Below are 18128 nucleotides of genomic sequence, written 5' to 3'. Positions count from 1 at the left end.
TGAGTAATGCTTCTATCGTCCAGCCCTCCGCTGGAATCAACTGCCTGATCTCCTCTTCACGTTCGCACAGGAGCCTCAACCCGACACTCTGCACCCTGCCAGCCGAGAGCCCCCTATAAAATATCTTCCACAGAACCGGGCTGATGAGATAACCGACGAGTCTATCCAGGATTCTCCTTGCCTGTTGCGCGTTTACCTTATTCATGTCGATCTCGTGAGGATTCTCCACCGCTTCCCTTATCGCGTTGGCAGTTATCTCGTTAAAGATAATCCTCCGCATAGGGACTTTAGTCTTCTTAAGGATCTCTTCCAGGTGCCAGGCGATAGCCTCTCCCTCACGATCCATGTCCGTTGCTAGAAGAACTTCTTCGCTTTTTGCAGCTTCTTCCCGCAATTCCTTGACTATTTTGCTTTTCTTTCTGTCGTTGACATACTTGGGAGTAAACCCCTTCTCTATATCTATCCCGAGTTCTTTTTTTGGAAGATCTCTGATATGCCCGACCGAAGCCTTGACCTTATAACCTTTTCCAAGATATTTCTTTATCGTCCTGGCTTTTGCGGGGGACTCTACAATAACAAGCACCTGATTCAAATTATTCTCCCTGTCTAATTCAGCATGTCGGAAGGTCTGCCCGATCCGGTAAGGATGTCGTCTGGTATCTCCGGTACATACCTTTCAGTAAGCTCAATGATTTCATTGACAGATATCGGGACCTGATAATCGATTGCAGCATTTTCTATGATCAGACTAAGTTGGACTTCTGTAAGCCAACCCGAGGCCCTGAGGCGGAGCAGGTATCCCTGAGCTTCAATCGAAAGCACTATTTTTTCTCCTTCGCCAAGGATCCTGTTCTTATTATGGACGAATGACGGCGAATCGATATCTCCAGTCTCACCGTCAAAATCAAGGATAGTAAAAGCCTGGTCGATCTCATCGCTGGAGTAACCCAGGTCCTCTAATTCATCGTACATAAACGCCATATCGAAAGGATCACCTGTTCTCAGGTCCATGATATAGGTTATGATCTCCTTGATGCGTTCCTTCATCTCCATCCCCGTCTGAAAGCTGTTGGTCCATATTGTTCAATGGAGAATAATGCTTATACGTCTTTCTTTCCGCAACACTTTTTATATTTTTTACCACTTCCGCAAGGACATGGATCGTTCCGTCCTACTTTCGGTTCCTCTCTCATTGCAGGTCGCGGCTGAGGCGGACGACCGGAAGTACCTCCTGCAGAAGATTTCCCAGACTGGGCCTGTGGTCTTCCAGCGCTGTACGCATCAGCGACCTGGTGCACCGCGACTCCGGAATCCACGTTTCTCTGTCTCCGGCTTTCATCTTCGGGCTGGAGACGGGCATGAAACAGCCCCCACAAGATCGATTTGTCGATATCCTCGAGCATCTCGGAAAACATCCCAAACGCTTCCTGTTTGTATTCAAGTAGTGGGTCCTTCTGAGCGTATGAACGAAGATGTATGCCTTCTTTGAGATTATCAAGTTCGTGAAGATGGTCCATCCATTTTTCATCTATGCTCTGAAGCATGATGATCTGGCCGAATTTTTCAAGGATGTCGGGTGGTATAGTCGCCTTTCTCATTTCAAAAGCCTTGAGAGCGGTTTCTTTCATAAGCGTCAATACGGCTCCCGGCGTCTTTTTGACCTTTTCAGAGATATCTCCGCTCTCGAACGGCGCGAGGAATATATTCTCCATCTCGGAACATGCACCGTCAAGATCCCACTCATCTACCTCGGACTCTTCTGGCAGGTATTTCTCCTGGATCCCATCACTGACATTATCGATAAGTCCTTCTACCATTTCATCTATACTCTTAAGAGCAAGCATCTCGTTCCTGCGCCCATATATGACTTCTCTCTGCATGTTCATCACGTCGTCGTATTCGAGAAGTCTCTTCCTGATCCCGAAGTTGTACATTTCAACTTTTTTCTGAGATTTTTCTATGGCTTTTGTGATAAACGGATGGGTTATGACTTCACCATCCTCGACCCCGAGCCTGTCCATCACCGATGATATCCTTTCGGACCCGAACAGCCTCATCAATTCGTCTTCCAGGGAAATAAAGAAACGCGAAGAACCGGGATCACCCTGCCTGCCCGAACGCCCCCTGAGCTGCCTGTCGATCCTCCTGCTCTCATGTCTCTCGGTTCCGATAATATGAAGTCCACAAGGCACGTCTTCTGTGCATTCCGTCTTTTTTTCTCCATTAGGACACTGAGGACAATCGTCGGGGGTCTCGCAGAGTATACAGCACCTCTCACACTTGACCACTCCTGCTTCGAGTTTGATGTCTGTTCCACGTCCGGCCATATTAGTAGCTATAGTGACCGCGCCTTTCTTTCCGGCTGAGGAGACAATTTCTGCCTCTCTCTGGTGGTGCTTTGCGTTGAGCACATTGTGAGGGATACCATCGCGTTTGAGCATCCTGCTGAGGGTCTCTGAGACTTCTACGGTGACGGTTCCCACAAGAACCGGCAGGCCTGCTTCGTGAAGTCTTCTTATTTCCTTGATGATAGCTGTGTATTTTTCTCTCTTGGTCCTGAAGATGACATCATCATAGTCTATGCGCCGTATCGGTTTGTTTGTCGGCATAACATTTACGGCAAGCTTGTATATCTTGTGAAATTCCTCTTCTTCAGTCTCGGCGGTTCCCGTCATCCCGGCCAGCTTGTCGTACATCCTGAAGAAGTTCTGAAGGGTGATAGTGGCGAATGTCTGGGTTTCTCCCTCGATCCGCACCTTTTCTTTCGCCTCCAGGGCCTGGTGAAGTCCATCGCTGAATCTTCTGCCCGCCATCAACCTGCCTGTAAATTCATCAACGATCATAACTTTTCCGTCCTGCACGACATATTCGACATCCTTTTCGAAGAGTGTGTAGGCCTTTAAAAGTTGTGAAAAGTTATGAATGATCTCGCTCTTGCTTGCGTAACGTCTGTAAGCCTCGTCCTTCCTGGCCAGCTTACTCTTGAAATCGAGGGACTCGTTGGAGTCGATATTCTTGATTTCCAGACTCAGATCCGGCAGAATGAACATCTCCTGGTCTTCCGCAGAGAGATTGTTTCTGCCCTTATCGGTAAGGTCAATTGTGTTTGCCCTTTCGTCAATGACGAAATACAACTCCTCGTCGAGTTCATGAAGCCTCTTCTCCCTCATAAAATCTGCTTCAGCCCTGAGCATCATCTTTTCATAACCGGGAGATTTGCGCAACTTCATGAATCTCTTGTTCTTGGGATCACCTCTTCTTGCAAGAAGCAGCTTTATACCAAGATCGTCATCACTTTCGTCATCTTCTTTTCCGGCCGATTTTTCTACTTCGGTCAGGATATCATTTATCATCCTTTTCTGTTTTCTAACAAGAGCTTCGACCCGGTTTCTGAGAAGTGCGAAATTTTCGTTTTTTGAAGAACCGGATACCGGCCCGGAGATTATGAGAGGTGTTCGTGCCTCGTCTACCAGAACACTGTCTACCTCATCTACTATTGCGTAAAAGTGATGATGCTGGACCTGTTGATCCCTGCTCATCTTCATATTGTCCCTGAGATAATCGAATCCGAACTCGTTGTTCGTACCGTAAGTGATATCGCGTCTATAGATCTCCAGCTTTTCTGAAGGACTCATGTCGTTCTGAAGACACCCGAAAGTAAGTCCCAGAAAGCTGTAGATCTCCCCCATCCACTCCGAATCCCTTTTCGCCAGGTAGTCATTGACTGTGACGAGATGAGCGCCTTTTTTCTTAAGGGCATTGAGGTATAGTGGCATGACTGCCGCGAGAGTCTTTCCCTCACCAGTGGCCATCTCAGCTATTGACCCTTCGTGAAGGGCTATCGCCCCGGCTAGTTGAACATCAAAAGGGATCATTTCCCACTTGAGCTCCTGCCCGACCACGACCCAGCTTTTACCGACATGACGCCTGCAGGCTTCGTATGCGAGGCCAAATGCTTCAGGCAGAATATCGTCCGTCGTCTCGCCAGCCTTCAACCTTTCAATGAATTCAAGGGTCTTTTCGGGGAATTGTTCATCGCCCAGGGATAAATAGCCTTCCGCGTATCCCTTGATCTCCTCGATCCTCGGTTCAAGCCCTTTCATGAGTCTCGATTTTCGATCCCCGAATAATTTCCTTACAATTCCCTTAAACACTCAAATAACCTCCGATTTACCCGGAAAATAGCTTACGGGCGAAAAATAAGCAAGGAAGGTAGTATTGTCCCTGAGCTGATTGTCGGGGATTCGACACCTGACAACCGGCCTAACTGATGCCACGCTCAAGGCGAGCAGCATGAAAATACCCCTGATTTGACCCGAAATAAATCAATTTACCATCAGTCGCCGGCGATGAATAGACGGGAGATTCTACCCTGTATTCATCCACAGGCTCCCCATCTATCGATTTGAACGCTTTCAGTCTTGAACCGTATGTCGTTACAAACACAACATCTCCAGCGAGAAGAGGCCGCGATCTTACCGCACCGCCGACATTTTTCTTCCATGAAAGAGTTCCGGCTGATGTCAAAGCAAAAAGATTTCCGTCTTCCGAACCGACAAATATGTCACTTCCGTTTGTCACAGGAGCGCTCCTTATGTCGCTGCCTGCTGAAAATCTCCACATGAGATTGCCCGCCGAGAGAGAATATGCGTATATGAACCGATCTCCTGTACCGAAAATGACAAGGTCATTTTCTCTCAGAACGAGAGGACTCGAATAGATATCCCCACCAGGCTTGACTCTCCAGAGTACCCTCCCGGAATGATTCAGTCTCACCAATGATCCATCAGTTGTCGCTGCGATGACAAAATCATCCTCTATGGTACTCGTCGCCCAGATTCCCGTACCGATCTTTTCACTCCATAATAGTCTTCCGTCTTCAAGGGAATACGCTGAGAGGGTCCCCTTTGTCGTCCCGGTGATAACCAGGCCCTTCCCGACGACGGGCGAACTTACGATCTTGTCCCCAGTCACATTGTTCCATATGAGTCTGCCCGATAACGCGTCGAGACAAAAGACATTTCCCTCGTAATCAGCGCAGATCACTCTTCCTTCAGACACACACGGAGAAGCTCCGATTCCCTGTTTTCCTTCGTATTTCCATAGAAGGGCCCCATCCCTGCTGAAGGAATACAGCTTCCCGTCACGGCATCCAAATATGACCTGATCCCCTGTTATGACAGGCGAGGACGTTACAGGCGCCTCGAATTTCTTTTTCCACCCATCAACCAGACTTATCGTCACTTCGCCAGAAATGCTGCCTGGCAGAGGGGTTTCCTCCTCAACAGTCTTTTCAGATCCAGGATGTTCAGCAACTCTTATCTCGGTTGTTTCCTCTGTTCCGTCTTCAGCTGTAAGAAGAACATCACCTTCTATCGAACTATCGCCCCCACTTCCAAAAGGTTTGAAAATAAATAAGAGGGCTGCAATGACAGCTACAGCACCGGCCGAATACGGAATCCATTTTCTTATCATTCCCATTCTCCTTTCGCCAGTCAGCGGCGTATCATAAATCGTCGGTATATTCCATCGCATTGCCGGAAATGTCAGATCGATCCCGGTCTCGATCCCATTATCTTTCATCTCGATCGAAGGGAAGAATACACTGTTGAGCATCGCCTCACGGTGCCTTTCAATAAAATCTTTCGACGGCACGAAAACAATGGTATGCCTGCCAGGTTTCATTTCAAATCGCTGGAATGTGAAGAAATCCTCTGTTTTACTTTCAAAAAGTTCGACCTGGCCTGTGTGCCGATCCAGATCGTATCGGTGAACTCCTGGCCAGACATCAAGCTGGGTCTCGACAGATCTATCGATATCCCTGTGAATAGCCTCTACACCCCTGTTCCGGAGAAGATAGACATCTTTTTCTCTCTTTATCATGACAAGGATCGTTGAATTTGAGAGAAAAGCACCTTCCGGATCATAGAGATCAGCCGCATCCTTGAATATCTCTATCACCTTTGAAAAGAAATTTGACGGATGCCCGAGCCTGGAAAGAGAAATGATATTCCTGAATAACTTCCGTGCGACTTGTTCGAACGCGGGATCCGAAGGAGAAAAGAAAACAAAAAACTCTTCACCTCTGGATTTTCTGGGAGTTTCCTGATAGACGAGCGAGTTTTCCTTGCCCTTGTTGCCAATACACAGAAAAGACGTCTTGTTCATCACGACCACCTCGCTTGCGGAGACTAGCCGGGACGCGCTGAAAATGCAACAAAAATATGAGTTTGCGGGATTAAACCAGCGATTTAACTACTTTTTGCCCCAAAGAGATGCTTTGCGGCCGAGATCATCCTGTCAATCGGCCCCACATCCTTCCTTCTGCCGCTGTCGACCTGATCAAGGAATTTATTTGCTATACTGTTTTCCTTATCCCATTTCAGGGCTTCATTGAAATGCTTTATTGCCTGAGCCTTCAAACCTGCTTTGAAATATACAAACCCCAGGTTCGCATGATAGTCGGCATTATAAAATTCGCTCTGGATAGCCATACGGCAAGCGTCCCTGGCTTCATGGAGATTCTTGTTCGTCATCGCAAGGCTGAATCCATACCAACTCTGATATGTAGGATTGGATGGATTGTACCTGATGGCTGACTTGAGCAAAAGAACAGCCTTATCGTAGAACCCGTCCCTCATCGACTCCTTTGCCTGCCGAAAAGCGATGGAGGCAGCTCTCAGGTCGTTTTCCTGCAATGCCTGGGCGTCACGTGACCCCTGCTGCTTGCTTTTTCTAAGTGATTCATCGTACTGCTGTCTTTTCTCCGTATTGTCCAGTACACTGAACGCCTCGTTGATCCGCTTGAATCGCTCCTTGTTCTCTGGCTTGTCACCAGCTACGTCAGGATGATAAAGCTTTGCGAGACGGAAGTAGTTTTTCTTTATATCATCCTTTGATGAAGTCGGCCACGCTTCCAGGATTGCATAATAATCGATATTCACTTCTATCTACCTCTTGTTCAGGACCGGTTCAAGTTCCTTGAGAAGATTATTGGCCAATTCGTTCTCGGGATCGAGATTCATGATGACTTTCAGGTGTGTCATCGCCTCTTCCGAAGAACCTTTTTCGTAAAGAGTGAGCGCCATGTTGATTCTGGCCTTCAGGTAGTCAGGATTGACCTTTAAAGCTGTCTCAAATTCCATTACAGCATCATCGGTCATCCCCATGTTCGCGTAAGCTATTCCGAGAAGATTATGCAAGTCGGGATAATTTGGATTCATCGATACAGATTTTTTCAGTTCAGTTATCGCGTATTCATAATCTCCGTTCTGTACTGCTTCAAGTGCGATCTGTTTACTTACCTGCGACGAAGACGGTTTTTCTTCCAGAAGCAGTTCAAAGAGATCATCCGCATTTTTGCCATCCGGTTCGATCCTGATTTCCCTTGTCAACTCACGCACCTTTTCGGAAAAGAAATCAGGGGCAGCGGATAAGGCCATACCCATCTCTTCGATACACCTGTCATATTTCCCGTCGTCACGATAGCTTTTTGCGAGCATGATTCTTGCCCTGAAGTAGTCAGGGTTAATAGCAAGGGATCTCTTGATGCTCTCCCGTGCATTGACCGTTTTTCCTGAAATACCGTACATGCACCCAAGGGTAAAGTGGACATCTGCATAATGAGGCTGCAGTTCGACCGCTTTCTCGAGTTCTATGGCAGCTTCATCGTACTTCCCCGCGATTTCCAGTTCCCTCGCATATTCGATAAAGGACTCTACCATGTACATCCGAATCATTTCCTGGTCCTTACCTCCTATCACACCGGCTTTCCGAGCAAGATATGATTCGAACTCCCTGCACGATTTCCTGTACTCACCCTTGTTCAGGAACCCCAGAGCCTTCTTCAAGTTGCTTTTTGGCAAGAATCCAAGAAATCTATTTATAAACATTATCTGAGCCCTTTCCATTTCTGGGTTTCTTTATAAATTCTGGCCACCAACACGATATGTGGGATTATTGCAAATGGCAGGCCAAAAGGAATTCTGGGAGGTTCAGATCAGATCTGATTACCGGAAGGTGGGCTTAAGCCTGGATGATTTCCTTGTTATAGCTATATAATCGGTTGAAGAATAAGTGGGTTTCGCGACTGCTACCAGCCTGGGCCGATAATTTTCAATAGTTACTGGATCAAGACCACCCACTTCGATCCTCTTGTCGAATTGTCCCCCCGGAAGAAGGAAATCTCTTGCAAAATACAACCTTTCTTCGCCATTCATATCCTCAAGAAATATATCGACGACCGAATGTTCTGTGATGAGAAACGATATGTCTACACTACATTTCCCCGCTTTATTGTCGTAACACAGACCAGATGCGTTGAAATGCAGAAGATCGGTCCCTACCCAGAAATATCTTAATCCTTTCCCCCCTAATACGACAACCTGGCCGAAACGTCTGTTTATTGAGATGTCCCTCGCTTCATCGAAGTCGACTCCACCTTCCATGCCTTTCCCTAGAGTTATGATATGATTGAGATTACGATCAAATTTGTATATGCAGCAAGACGATCTGTCTGTGATATAGATATTACTGTAGTAATCCGTATCAATAGCATTGAATGCGCCGTTCCTCCCGGATATATTGCAATATCTGACAACCGTGGTCCTGCCATTATCCAATTCGATCTTCCACAATCTTTTTCCGGAACTGTCCGCAACCGCCACGAAGGGATCTCTGTAATAAACCCAGTCATCACTCTCAGATACGACACTAACTGATATTGGTGACTCGAGCCTTGATCCATCGGTCCCGGGCATGAGGATCGATTCGGTTTTTCCATCAGGACTGGTCACGACTATCCTGTCGTTACCAGTATCAGCAATGAATAACAGGCCACCCGAATAATCGATGCTACGGGGTGAATCCAGTTCGAGTCCATCGAATGTTTTCAACTCCCTCATAAAGACAAGATCCCCATCCGTCAACCGGAGATGTACTATCCTGTTATTCCCGGTATCGGCCACAAAAAGATTCCCACAATCGTCTCCTGTGAGATCTGCAGGTTCTGAGAATTTCACTGTATCGCTATCTTTCCCCACCACCTTCACTCTTCCACTTTCCGTACTATAAATCACAGTATTATCATATCTATTGATCCCGAATATCGCTATGTCATCGTCGTCATCCGTACTACCTGAATCACAGTCACTTTTCAGTCCTGTGCAGAATACTGCCTCCGGATCCAGGAAACCTGTCTTGAATGCCGACATCAATCTGAGTTGATATTCAGTGACTTTGTGAAAACCATAAGTATGAGTCCAGGGAGGAACCACCAGCGTTGAACCTGTTCTCGCCCCTGAAATAAAAAACAGGAAAGCGGTCCCGGAGAATATGAACAGGCTGAACAGTTCCTTCAGTTTCATCTCTCGACTCCGTTGTCCATGTACATATTTCTGTACATCGCCATTGTCGACATCACACGTCTGACATATTCTCTTGTTTCCTTGATCCCTATCAGCTCCATCGCCAGCAGAGGATCACCTGATGGATCATATTCCTTTTTCCAGGAAGACATTTTCCTGTTTCCCGCATTGTATGCCGCCAAAGCTCCCACAATCGATTCTTCGCATCTATCGAGAAGAAATCTCAGATACCATGTACCAGCTGAAATGTTGAAACAAGGTTCTGACAAATACGTTTTATTAAAATCTCTGATCTTCAGTTTTTCTCCGATCCACCTTCCAGTCGAAGGCATCAGTTGCATCAGCCCGACCGCTCCCACTGGTGAGACAGCTTTGTCATCAAACGAACTTTCCTCACGAATGACACTGAGGACGAGTTCGGGAGGGATGTTATATTTTTCAGTGTATTCAGCAATCAACCCTGAATATGCGACTGGATACAAAAGTTTTATTGGAACCTTCCCACCACCCGGGTAGTTCCTGCCCTTGTGCAGGACTGAAAGACTCTCTCCGATCATCCCCTTTTCCCTGAAGCGACAATAGAGATACCAGGGTAACCATTCATCTTCGTCTTTACCAGCCTCAACGACGGAAGCTAGCTCTGAAGCTTCATCAAGAAGTCCGTTGTCTATAAGATAGTCAAAGGCGTCCAAAAGCATAGATTCACAGGTTGATCTATCATGAAATATTCGAGACCTGATTGCTTCATACTCTTCCCGTTCTTCAACCTCGAGTCGCTTTATCTCATCTGCCACGAATCCTTCTATCCCTTTTAAACCGGGCTTTTCTTCATTCTCCATGGCTAACGAATAGACCGATGCGGGTACGACCTCTTCCAATCTTCCCTTCCACATATCCAACGAATCAGGATCATCGCTGGCCCTGTACATCCAGTAAATCGCCGCTGCACTGCTTCTTCCATCAACATGAGACATAAGCGAATTCAGTATACTTCTTGCCTGTTTTCGCCGACCAAGCCTGATACACAGTGCTGCTTCACTGATCACCGAATTGCGACCTACAGACGAAACTGGGCCTTTTCGCCTTGTCAGGTCCCACGTATCGATCGCCTTATCCCATTTTCGTTGTGCTACTTTGATCCTTGCTGAAATATCTATCGCGTTCTCCGCCCTTGCGTCATCCGGATAGTAGACACCGAACATACGATAATTAGCTGCCGCATTATTCATCCTTCTGAGGGAATAATCGATTGAGGCGATCCGCAGAAGAGAGTTTTTCTTGATCTCTATCGGAGCACTGGAATTGAATATCTCCTTGAACCTTTTTTTTGCAGCTCTCTTACGGTTCATTTTTTCCAGAATGAGGCCATGCAGGAAAGAGGCTTCCCACCTGTCATGATCTCCTTTTTCAAGTACGCTGACAACTCTTTCGCCTGCATCCGACAACCCTGCGCCGATCGCGCCGCGGGCGATCCTGGCCAGATCACTGGGGGGGATGTCACTTCCTTCCCATTTCTCTGAAAGGAGGATCTCTTCGAGTTTCTTCTTCCCGTCCGTACCAAGTCTCTTTCCCGAGGCTTCAATGATCAGAATGTTCGAGGATTCGTATAACCCTTCCGAAAAATATTGTACCGCAAGATCGACCAGAGTATTTCCCTCGATACAACCCAGATCCACCGTCTCCAGCAGATTCGGATCTATCCTGCCAGAAAGAAAAAGAGATCTGGCGTAGATATTCATTACGCGTTTTAATGTGAAAGTGTCAGTCGAATGTCTGTTGCCTGTCGAATAATCTGTCAGCAACTTCTTTGAAATGGAAATAGCACTATCCGGCATATCCATCTTAAGAAAAGAAGATGACCTCATATATTTTCGATATGTTTCAAGCCATGGATTTGTCATGACTCCAATTGAACTTTCAATGACGTCAGACCATTCTTCTGCCCGGAACGAAATAAAAGCTTTCAGCAACTCGTCCTCATCACCCCGAAGGGCCTCGGATGCCCTCCCCAACTCTCCGGCCATTACCAGATAAGGAGCATCTTCCCTTTGAAGAACATGATGCATTCCTGGTACCGCTTTCGCGTATTCTCCTCTCCAGACATGGACATCCCTTGCGGCGGCCTGACTGGACGAGGAGACGACTGTCAGCAATAACATCAATAGTAACACGCTGTTGCATGATTTTGGCATAACCGTACTATTACCTCTCAAGTAATAAGGGTATTAACTGAAACAGGAAGGGCAAGTTAGGTGCCAGAAGAGAAAACCCGCTTCTGGCTGTCACTCCCACTCGATCGTACTTGGCGGTTTTGTGCTTATATCGTAAACGACCCTGTTAACACCATCGACACGATTAATTATCTCGTTCGATATCTCCTGAAGAAAATCGAATGGCAGCTTCGCCCAGTCCGCGGTCATCCCATCGGTGCTTGTGACCGCCCTGAGTACAACAGCATTCTGATATGTCCTTTCATCACCCATCACTCCCACACTTTTCACCGGTAACAGCACTGCGAACGCCTGCCATACCTCATCGTAAAGTCCGCTATTTTTCAGGCCGTCAATGAATATCCTGTCCACTTGACGCAGAACATCCAGGTCGGATCTTATAATTTCTCCCGGCACTCTCACCGCAAGCCCCGGGCCAGGAAACGGATGTCTTTTTATCTGCCTTTCAGGCAGTCCGAGATACATCCCTACCTCCCGTACTTCATCCTTGAAGAGGAGAGAAAGCGGTTCTACCAGATCAAATTTGAGATCTTCAGGTAGCCCACCAACGTTATGATGTGATTTTATCGTGGCCGACGGACCGACTGTCGAGCGGCTCTCTATAATATCCGGGTATAAGGTCCCTTGGGCCAGATAATCAAAAGGTCCGTGTATCCCACTCTGTTCTTCGAATATATCTATAAAACACTTACCGATGATCTTCCGTTTCTTTTCAGCGTCAGTGACTCCTTCCAGCCTTCCCAGAAATTCATCAGTGGCGTCCACGAATACAAGTTCCGTCGTCAGATATTCCGAAAGCAGTTCTTTCACTTCCTCCGCTTCCCTGTCCCGGAGCAGTCCATTATCGACGAACACCGGACAGAGCTGCTTCCCTATTGCCTTGTCGAGAAGAACGGCCATCACAGAACTGTCAACACCTCCGCTCACAGCGCAAAGAACCCTGGAATCTCCTACTGTCTCCCTTATCTTCTCTATCTCACGGTCGGCAAAACTGGCAGAACTCCATGTCGGTCTGCATCCGCAGATATCAAAAATAAAATTCCTTAAAATAGTCTCCCCGTGATCGGTATGATATACTTCGGGATGGAATTGTAGCCCGAAAATCTTTTCTGCCCTGTTTTCTACAGCAGCGATAGGGCATCCTTCGGTTGACGCTATCGTCTCAAATCCGTCAGGAAGAGAATTTACTTTGACTCCATGGCTCATCCAGACACGTTGTCGCGCGGGAGTACCCCGGAACAGAGGGTTTTCGCTCTCTACATCGATCACTGTATGGCCGAATTCCCTGTGATCCGACTTGTCTACTTCCCCACCCCTGTCGATAGAGATCAACTGCATACCGTAACAGATACCAAGCACAGGTAAGCCAAGCGAGAAAATATCCGCTTTCAGACCTGGAGCCTTCTCATCCATAACACTCGCCGGTCCTCCAGAAAGAATTATCCCGGCAGGTTTTTCAGCGACTATCTCATCGATTGATGCTGAATTCGTTAAAATGTTTGAAAAGACTTTCTGGGCCCTGATCTTCCTCGCAATCAACTGCGTGTACTGTGAGCCGAAATCAAGGATTACAATACTCTCGCCACTCCAGTCCTTCATCTTCAATCCTGTCTTCTAGTGTCTGAAATGCCTTTTGCCAGTCATCACCATCGAAATACCCAGTTTTTCGGCGGCTGCGATCACTTCTTCGTCCCTTATTGATCCACCAGGCTGAATTATATTCTTCACACCTGCATCGACCAGATATTCTACTCCATCCGGGAAGGGGAAAAATGCGTCTGATCCTGCCGATCCGCCATCGATCACCATATTCTCTCTCCTGGCCTTATCGACTGCGATCCTGCATGAATCCACCCTGCTCATCTGACCTGCTCCAACACCAATAGTACCCATTGAATCACAGATGACGATCCCGTTTGATTTGATATGCTTGACGACCTTCCACGCGAGGATCATCGCTTTCATCTCTTCTTCGTCAGGTTTGCGCGAGGTCACGACTTCAAGGCTTTCAAGTTCGGGAAATCCTATATCCCTTTTCTGGAGAAGCATCATGTCTCCAGCCTCCCTGCTTGTCCAGCCTGAGACATCCCTGTTCCATTCAGCTTCCGGCACTGTGATCAAACGAAGGTTCTTTTTTTTCTTAAGAGCCTCCAGAGCACCTTCTGTGAACCCTCTGGCCAATACCACTTCCACGAAACCAGCTTTTGTTGCTTCGGCAAGCTCCCCATCGACAATATCGTTTACACAGATAATACTTCCAAAGGCAGACAAGGGGTCTGTTTTCCTGGCTCGCATGAAATTTTTCAGAGGGTCTGAACCTTGTGCGGCTCCACATGGGTTCATGTGCTTCAGGATTGCACAGGAACCCTCCCCCAGGTCTTTTCCCAGAAGGAAAGCGGCCCACATATCCTGAATATTGTTAAAGGAAAGTTCCTTGCCCTGATGCTGAACGAAGTCTGTAAAAGAACCCTCAGGAGATGCAGAAATATAAAGTGCCGCCTGCTGGTGAGGATTCTCCCCGTATCTTAATGAACGAGAGCGCCTGTAAACGGTTATCTTCTCTTCCGGAAGACCGTCAGGATGTTCGATAGAATCGAAGAAACCCGATATCGCTGCATCATAGGATGCGGTGTGGTGAAATGCTTTGGAAGCAAGTGTCCGTCTTGTTTCAAGAGTCGTTTCCCCGTTTTTTGCGTCAAGCTCTTCCAGTATGCTTGAATAATCTTCCGGATCCACGACGATCGCTACTGAATGATAATTCTTTGCTGCCGATCTGATAAGCGTAGGCCCGCCGATATCTATCTGCTCGATCTTTCCCTTTTCGTCAAGTCCCGGATCGGCCGCTGCCTCCCTGAATCTGTAAAGGTTGACCGCGACAAGGTCGATAAGACCTATCCCGAGCTTTCCGGCCTGCTCAAGATGCGAGTCTTTTTCCCTGTCAGCGAGGATCCCTCCATGAATCTTTGGATGGAGAGTCTTGACCCTGCCGTCCATGCATTCGGGGAATCCCGTCAGGTCACTTATCTCGATGACATCAATTCCAGCCTTACTCACGGCCGCAGCCGTTCCACCGGAAGCAATGATCTCAACACCTCTCTTTGCAAGCCCACGCGCGAACTCCTCGAGACCACTCTTGTCGGTGACGCTGATCAAAGCTCTTCTGATCTTCTTGCTCATTTAAAATACCTTTCAATATCAAGGTCGGGAAAGAGGTTCCTTACAGCCATTTTATAACGCTCCACTGTTTTCGACACGACCTCGGCAGGCAACTCCGGGGCTGGAGGATTATGATCCCAGCCACTTTTATCGAGATAATCCCGCACATACTGTTTATCAAGACTTCTCTGCTGCTTTCCCGGCTCATATTCTTCGACAAGCCAGAATCTCGACGAATCCGGTGTAAGGACTTCATCGATAATCACTATTTCACCATCGACCCGTCCGAATTCGAACTTCGTATCCGCGATGATGATCCCTTTTGTCAGAGCGTAATCACAGGCTCTTGTGAAAATATCGAGGCTCAACTTCTTCACGGCCTTGACAGTATCTTCCCCCACGATCTCCGCGGCTTCTTCCAGCGAAACATTCTCATCATGCCCCGAATCAGCCTTTGTCGAAGGAGTAAAGACAGGCTGATCAAGTTTCTGTGAGAGTTGAAGTCCCTCAGGCAGATCGATCCCGCAGATCGCACCTGTCCTCTGATAGTCTTTCCAGCCTGACCCCGAGATGTATCCCCGTACAATGCATTCCAGATCGATCCTCTCGGCTTTTCTTACAAGCATAGACCTGCCAGAAAGTTCTTTTTCGAAATTTCTGAATGGTTCCGGATACTCACTTACATCCACGCTCACCATATGATTTTGGAGGTCTCCGAACCATCCGAACCAGGCTGCCGATATCATATTAAGGACCGCTCCCTTACCAGGTATCGGTGTGGGGATGACCGAATCATAGGCGGACACCCTGTCTGATGCAACGAGCACCAGCATGTCACCCAGATCGTATATGTCCCTTACTTTCCCTCTGTATGTCGGCTCGATTCCTGGCAGCGTATCCTTCTGGCCTCTATTTTCATTCATCATCAATGAAAACTCTCCTTCCACGGATCTTCAATCTTCTTTCGGCGAACAGCCTGACTGCTTCGGGATATGCCCGATGCTCCTCGCCTAATATTTTCTTGCTCAGCGACTCGGCTGTATCATCATTCTCGACGGGAACAGTTTTTTGTATTATGATCGCTCCAGTATCTATCCCCTTGTCGACAAAATGAACCGTGCATCCCGACACTCTAACACCATATTCAATTGCCTGGCCCTGACCGTCCAACCCTTTAAAGCTTGGTAGAAGAGCCGGATGAATGTTCAACATCCTGCCGGAGTACCTGTCAAGCAACTCCCCCTTCACGATCCGCATAAATCCGGCGAGACATATAAGGTCTATCTCATATCTGGCACAGATTTCCGCCATAGATTCACTACTTTCAGGGGTCATCGACCCCTTCCTTTTGCCGCAATCGACGATTTCAGCCGCTATTCCCGATTCCGAGGCATAGACCAGAGCTCCGGCATCAGGATTATCGACTATCAGTAGAACAGTCTCTGCAGGAAATCTTTCATCAGATGTCGCCTCCGCAAGAGCTCTGAAGTTACTGCCCCTGCCTGAAGCGAGTACCGCAATCTTGATATCCGTTCCCATCTTCCTCCAGACTCTTGGAAAATCCTCCTAAACAGAGAGGCCGGGCAGTCCGCCTCCGGGCGCCACCTGGCCAATGGGCCGATACTATCCTCTTCAACACTCTCAAGTCAAGTAGGCATTGAGGAGAAAATACACGCCAGGATATCTCGCCTGATATACAACATCAACTCATCTGTGTAACACCCCGTATATAACTTCAATACCCAATCGGTGACGAGACGATATCTAATCTTAATCCAGCACTCTTCGAATCGACTTTACAGCCCCTGGAAGGCAGACCCGGCGGTGCCTCGAGAAATATGATAGATTCTCCCACTGTAATCATTGTATCTGCTGCTAAAAAGGTCACCTTACCGAAGGACGAGTGGATTTTCGAGTTGAAATTTGAATCATTGATTCCCAGAAATGGACTGCAGATCAGATGTGCGACCTTCATTTTTCTGCCAAGACTGGAAATCCCCATCAAAGACAACATGTCGGTACCCTGCACAATGACGATATCGACCGAGGATACACCTGATTTCCACAGGTCTGTGACAAGTCTCCATGCATGATATCTACTGAGCTTCTGGCCGATTATCAGACATGCGGTCCCATCTTTCAAGATCTCTATTCCCTCCGGAAACCTACCACTCCTTTCCGTGTCGTCCGGCCAGGATTTTCTCTGAGTTCCCTTACTCGTCGATGCACCCAGCGCTACAGATACTGTTAGAATAATGACCGAGAGTAGAAGCAACGGTTTTTTCCCTCGTCTCCCCCTTCCAAGCGACAGACAGGCTGTTATAATCGATAAAGAGTATGCTATTTGCTCAATATCTCCAGCATGCACTGCCGGACCACCAAGAAATCCAGCAGTTTCAGGCACTTTCCGAAATATCCATGCGATCATGTTTACTGGCACTGAAATAACAGATTGCATCCAGATTGCAGGCACCACCACGAATGCCAGCCCCATATACAGGATTGCCATAACAGGTACACCTAGCAGTATGTTTGAAATAAACGCCAGGACTGGTGTCCGGCCAAAGAAACCTAGAATCAACGGTAGCGTGAACATCTGTACCGAGACCGTGATGCAGATGACTCCCACCAACCAGCTTAAGATCCTGCCTGCTCCTTTACGCGGAAGATACGGAGTCAACACTCCCATTATGGGCAGCCCCATATATCCGATCCCGGCAACCGCCGTGAACGAAAGAAGAAACCCCGGGCTGCTCAGGAGAGAATACCTGAAGGATACAAGGATAAACGAACTGGAGATCAGGGCGGTCGGTAACGTGATCTTTTTTCCGGCAAGAAACATCAACCTCATCGTAATCAACAACGCTATCGCCCTTAATAACGAATGCGGAGAGCCCGCCGTCAGAGTATAAAGGGTCAAGCATACCAGGAGAATAGCATCTCTAATGATCCTTTTCAGGGGAAGAAGGGACATCAGCCAGGAAAGGACTCCGGCAATGGCACCTAAATGCAGTCCGCTCAAGGCAAGATAATGAGCCACCCCAAGATATGAAAAACCGTCACGAATCGAAGGATCGAGTTTTTTCCTGTCCGCAAGGATCAACGCTTTCAGGATACTGTTACTGTCTCTTGTAAGCAGCGGGCTATCGATCCTTGAATTTATCAGTGAATTCAGTTTTAACGGAATATCTCGCAACCATACGGACAGATCACTGGAGGCAATGTCTCCCTCTCCATCGACCTTCCGATCCGGGACCGATGAGCCACGACCGATCTCATCGATACTTCCCGATCCACTGTCTGCCAGATCTTCCGCGATAGTCACAGAAGAAGTTATCAATAGACCGGTGATACATACCAGGACACACCGCATCAG

The 18128-nt window shown here is 47.6% G+C and carries 13 protein-coding genes; all 13 read right to left on the bottom strand.

Annotated elements, in window-relative coordinates:
* Positions 1 to 592, bottom strand: a 592-nt coding sequence (locus KOO63_07150; GenBank protein ID MBU8921580.1) for a type I DNA topoisomerase, incomplete at its 3' end; no start/stop codon positions are given.
* Between the two features lie 14 nt (positions 593 to 606).
* Positions 607 to 1047: a DUF494 family protein gene (locus KOO63_07145; protein MBU8921579.1), complete on the bottom strand. Its 441-nt coding sequence runs from the start codon at positions 1045 to 1047 to the stop codon at positions 607 to 609.
* 53 nt (positions 1048 to 1100) lie between these two features.
* Positions 1101 to 4154 carry a preprotein translocase subunit SecA gene (gene secA, locus KOO63_07140; GenBank protein ID MBU8921578.1) on the bottom strand — a complete coding sequence of 1018 codons (3054 nt, stop codon included), beginning with the start codon at positions 4152 to 4154 and terminating at the stop codon, positions 1101 to 1103.
* A gap of 109 nt (positions 4155 to 4263) precedes the next feature.
* Positions 4264 to 6168, bottom strand: a complete 1905-nt coding sequence (locus KOO63_07135; GenBank protein ID MBU8921577.1) for a PQQ-binding-like beta-propeller repeat protein — start codon at positions 6166 to 6168, stop codon at positions 4264 to 4266.
* Between the two features lie 83 nt (positions 6169 to 6251).
* Positions 6252 to 6944, bottom strand: a complete 693-nt coding sequence (locus KOO63_07130) for a DnaJ domain-containing protein (GenBank protein MBU8921576.1) — start codon at positions 6942 to 6944, stop codon at positions 6252 to 6254.
* Positions 6945 to 6950: 6 nt separating this feature from the next.
* A complete protein-coding gene (locus KOO63_07125) occupies positions 6951 to 7892 on the bottom strand; it encodes a tetratricopeptide repeat protein (protein MBU8921575.1) in 942 nt (313 codons plus the stop codon).
* 117 nt (positions 7893 to 8009) lie between these two features.
* Positions 8010 to 9365, bottom strand: a complete 1356-nt coding sequence (locus KOO63_07120) for a hypothetical protein (protein ID MBU8921574.1) — start codon at positions 9363 to 9365, stop codon at positions 8010 to 8012.
* Complete coding sequence (locus KOO63_07115) at positions 9362 to 11524, bottom strand: lytic transglycosylase domain-containing protein (protein MBU8921573.1); 2163 nt, start codon at positions 11522 to 11524, stop codon at positions 9362 to 9364. Before KOO63_07115 ends, KOO63_07120 begins: the two co-directional genes overlap by 4 nt.
* A gap of 123 nt (positions 11525 to 11647) precedes the next feature.
* Positions 11648 to 13195 carry a glutamine-hydrolyzing GMP synthase gene (gene guaA, locus KOO63_07110; GenBank protein MBU8921572.1) on the bottom strand — a complete coding sequence of 516 codons (1548 nt, stop codon included), beginning with the start codon at positions 13193 to 13195 and terminating at the stop codon, positions 11648 to 11650.
* Between the two features lie 15 nt (positions 13196 to 13210).
* Entirely contained in the window at positions 13211 to 14773 is a 1563-nt protein-coding gene (purH, locus tag KOO63_07105; GenBank protein MBU8921571.1) for a bifunctional phosphoribosylaminoimidazolecarboxamide formyltransferase/IMP cyclohydrolase, read from the bottom strand.
* Positions 14770 to 15675: a phosphoribosylaminoimidazolesuccinocarboxamide synthase gene (locus KOO63_07100; GenBank protein ID MBU8921570.1), complete on the bottom strand. Its 906-nt coding sequence runs from the start codon at positions 15673 to 15675 to the stop codon at positions 14770 to 14772. The genes purH and KOO63_07100 overlap by 4 nt, the downstream gene beginning before the upstream one ends.
* Complete coding sequence (gene purN, locus KOO63_07095; GenBank protein MBU8921569.1) at positions 15668 to 16291, bottom strand: phosphoribosylglycinamide formyltransferase; 624 nt, start codon at positions 16289 to 16291, stop codon at positions 15668 to 15670. The genes KOO63_07100 and purN overlap by 8 nt, the downstream gene beginning before the upstream one ends.
* Positions 16292 to 16487: 196 nt before the next feature.
* Positions 16488 to 18128, bottom strand: a 1641-nt coding sequence (locus KOO63_07090) for a ComEC/Rec2 family competence protein (GenBank protein ID MBU8921568.1), incomplete at its 5' end; no start/stop codon positions are given.

The organism is Candidatus Latescibacterota bacterium (assembly GCA_019038625.1).
Classification (GTDB): domain Bacteria; phylum Krumholzibacteriota; class Krumholzibacteriia; order Krumholzibacteriales; family Krumholzibacteriaceae; genus JAGLYV01.
Note: the sequence above shows the minus strand (reverse complement) of the source record. Positions and strands in the feature narration are given on the sequence as shown.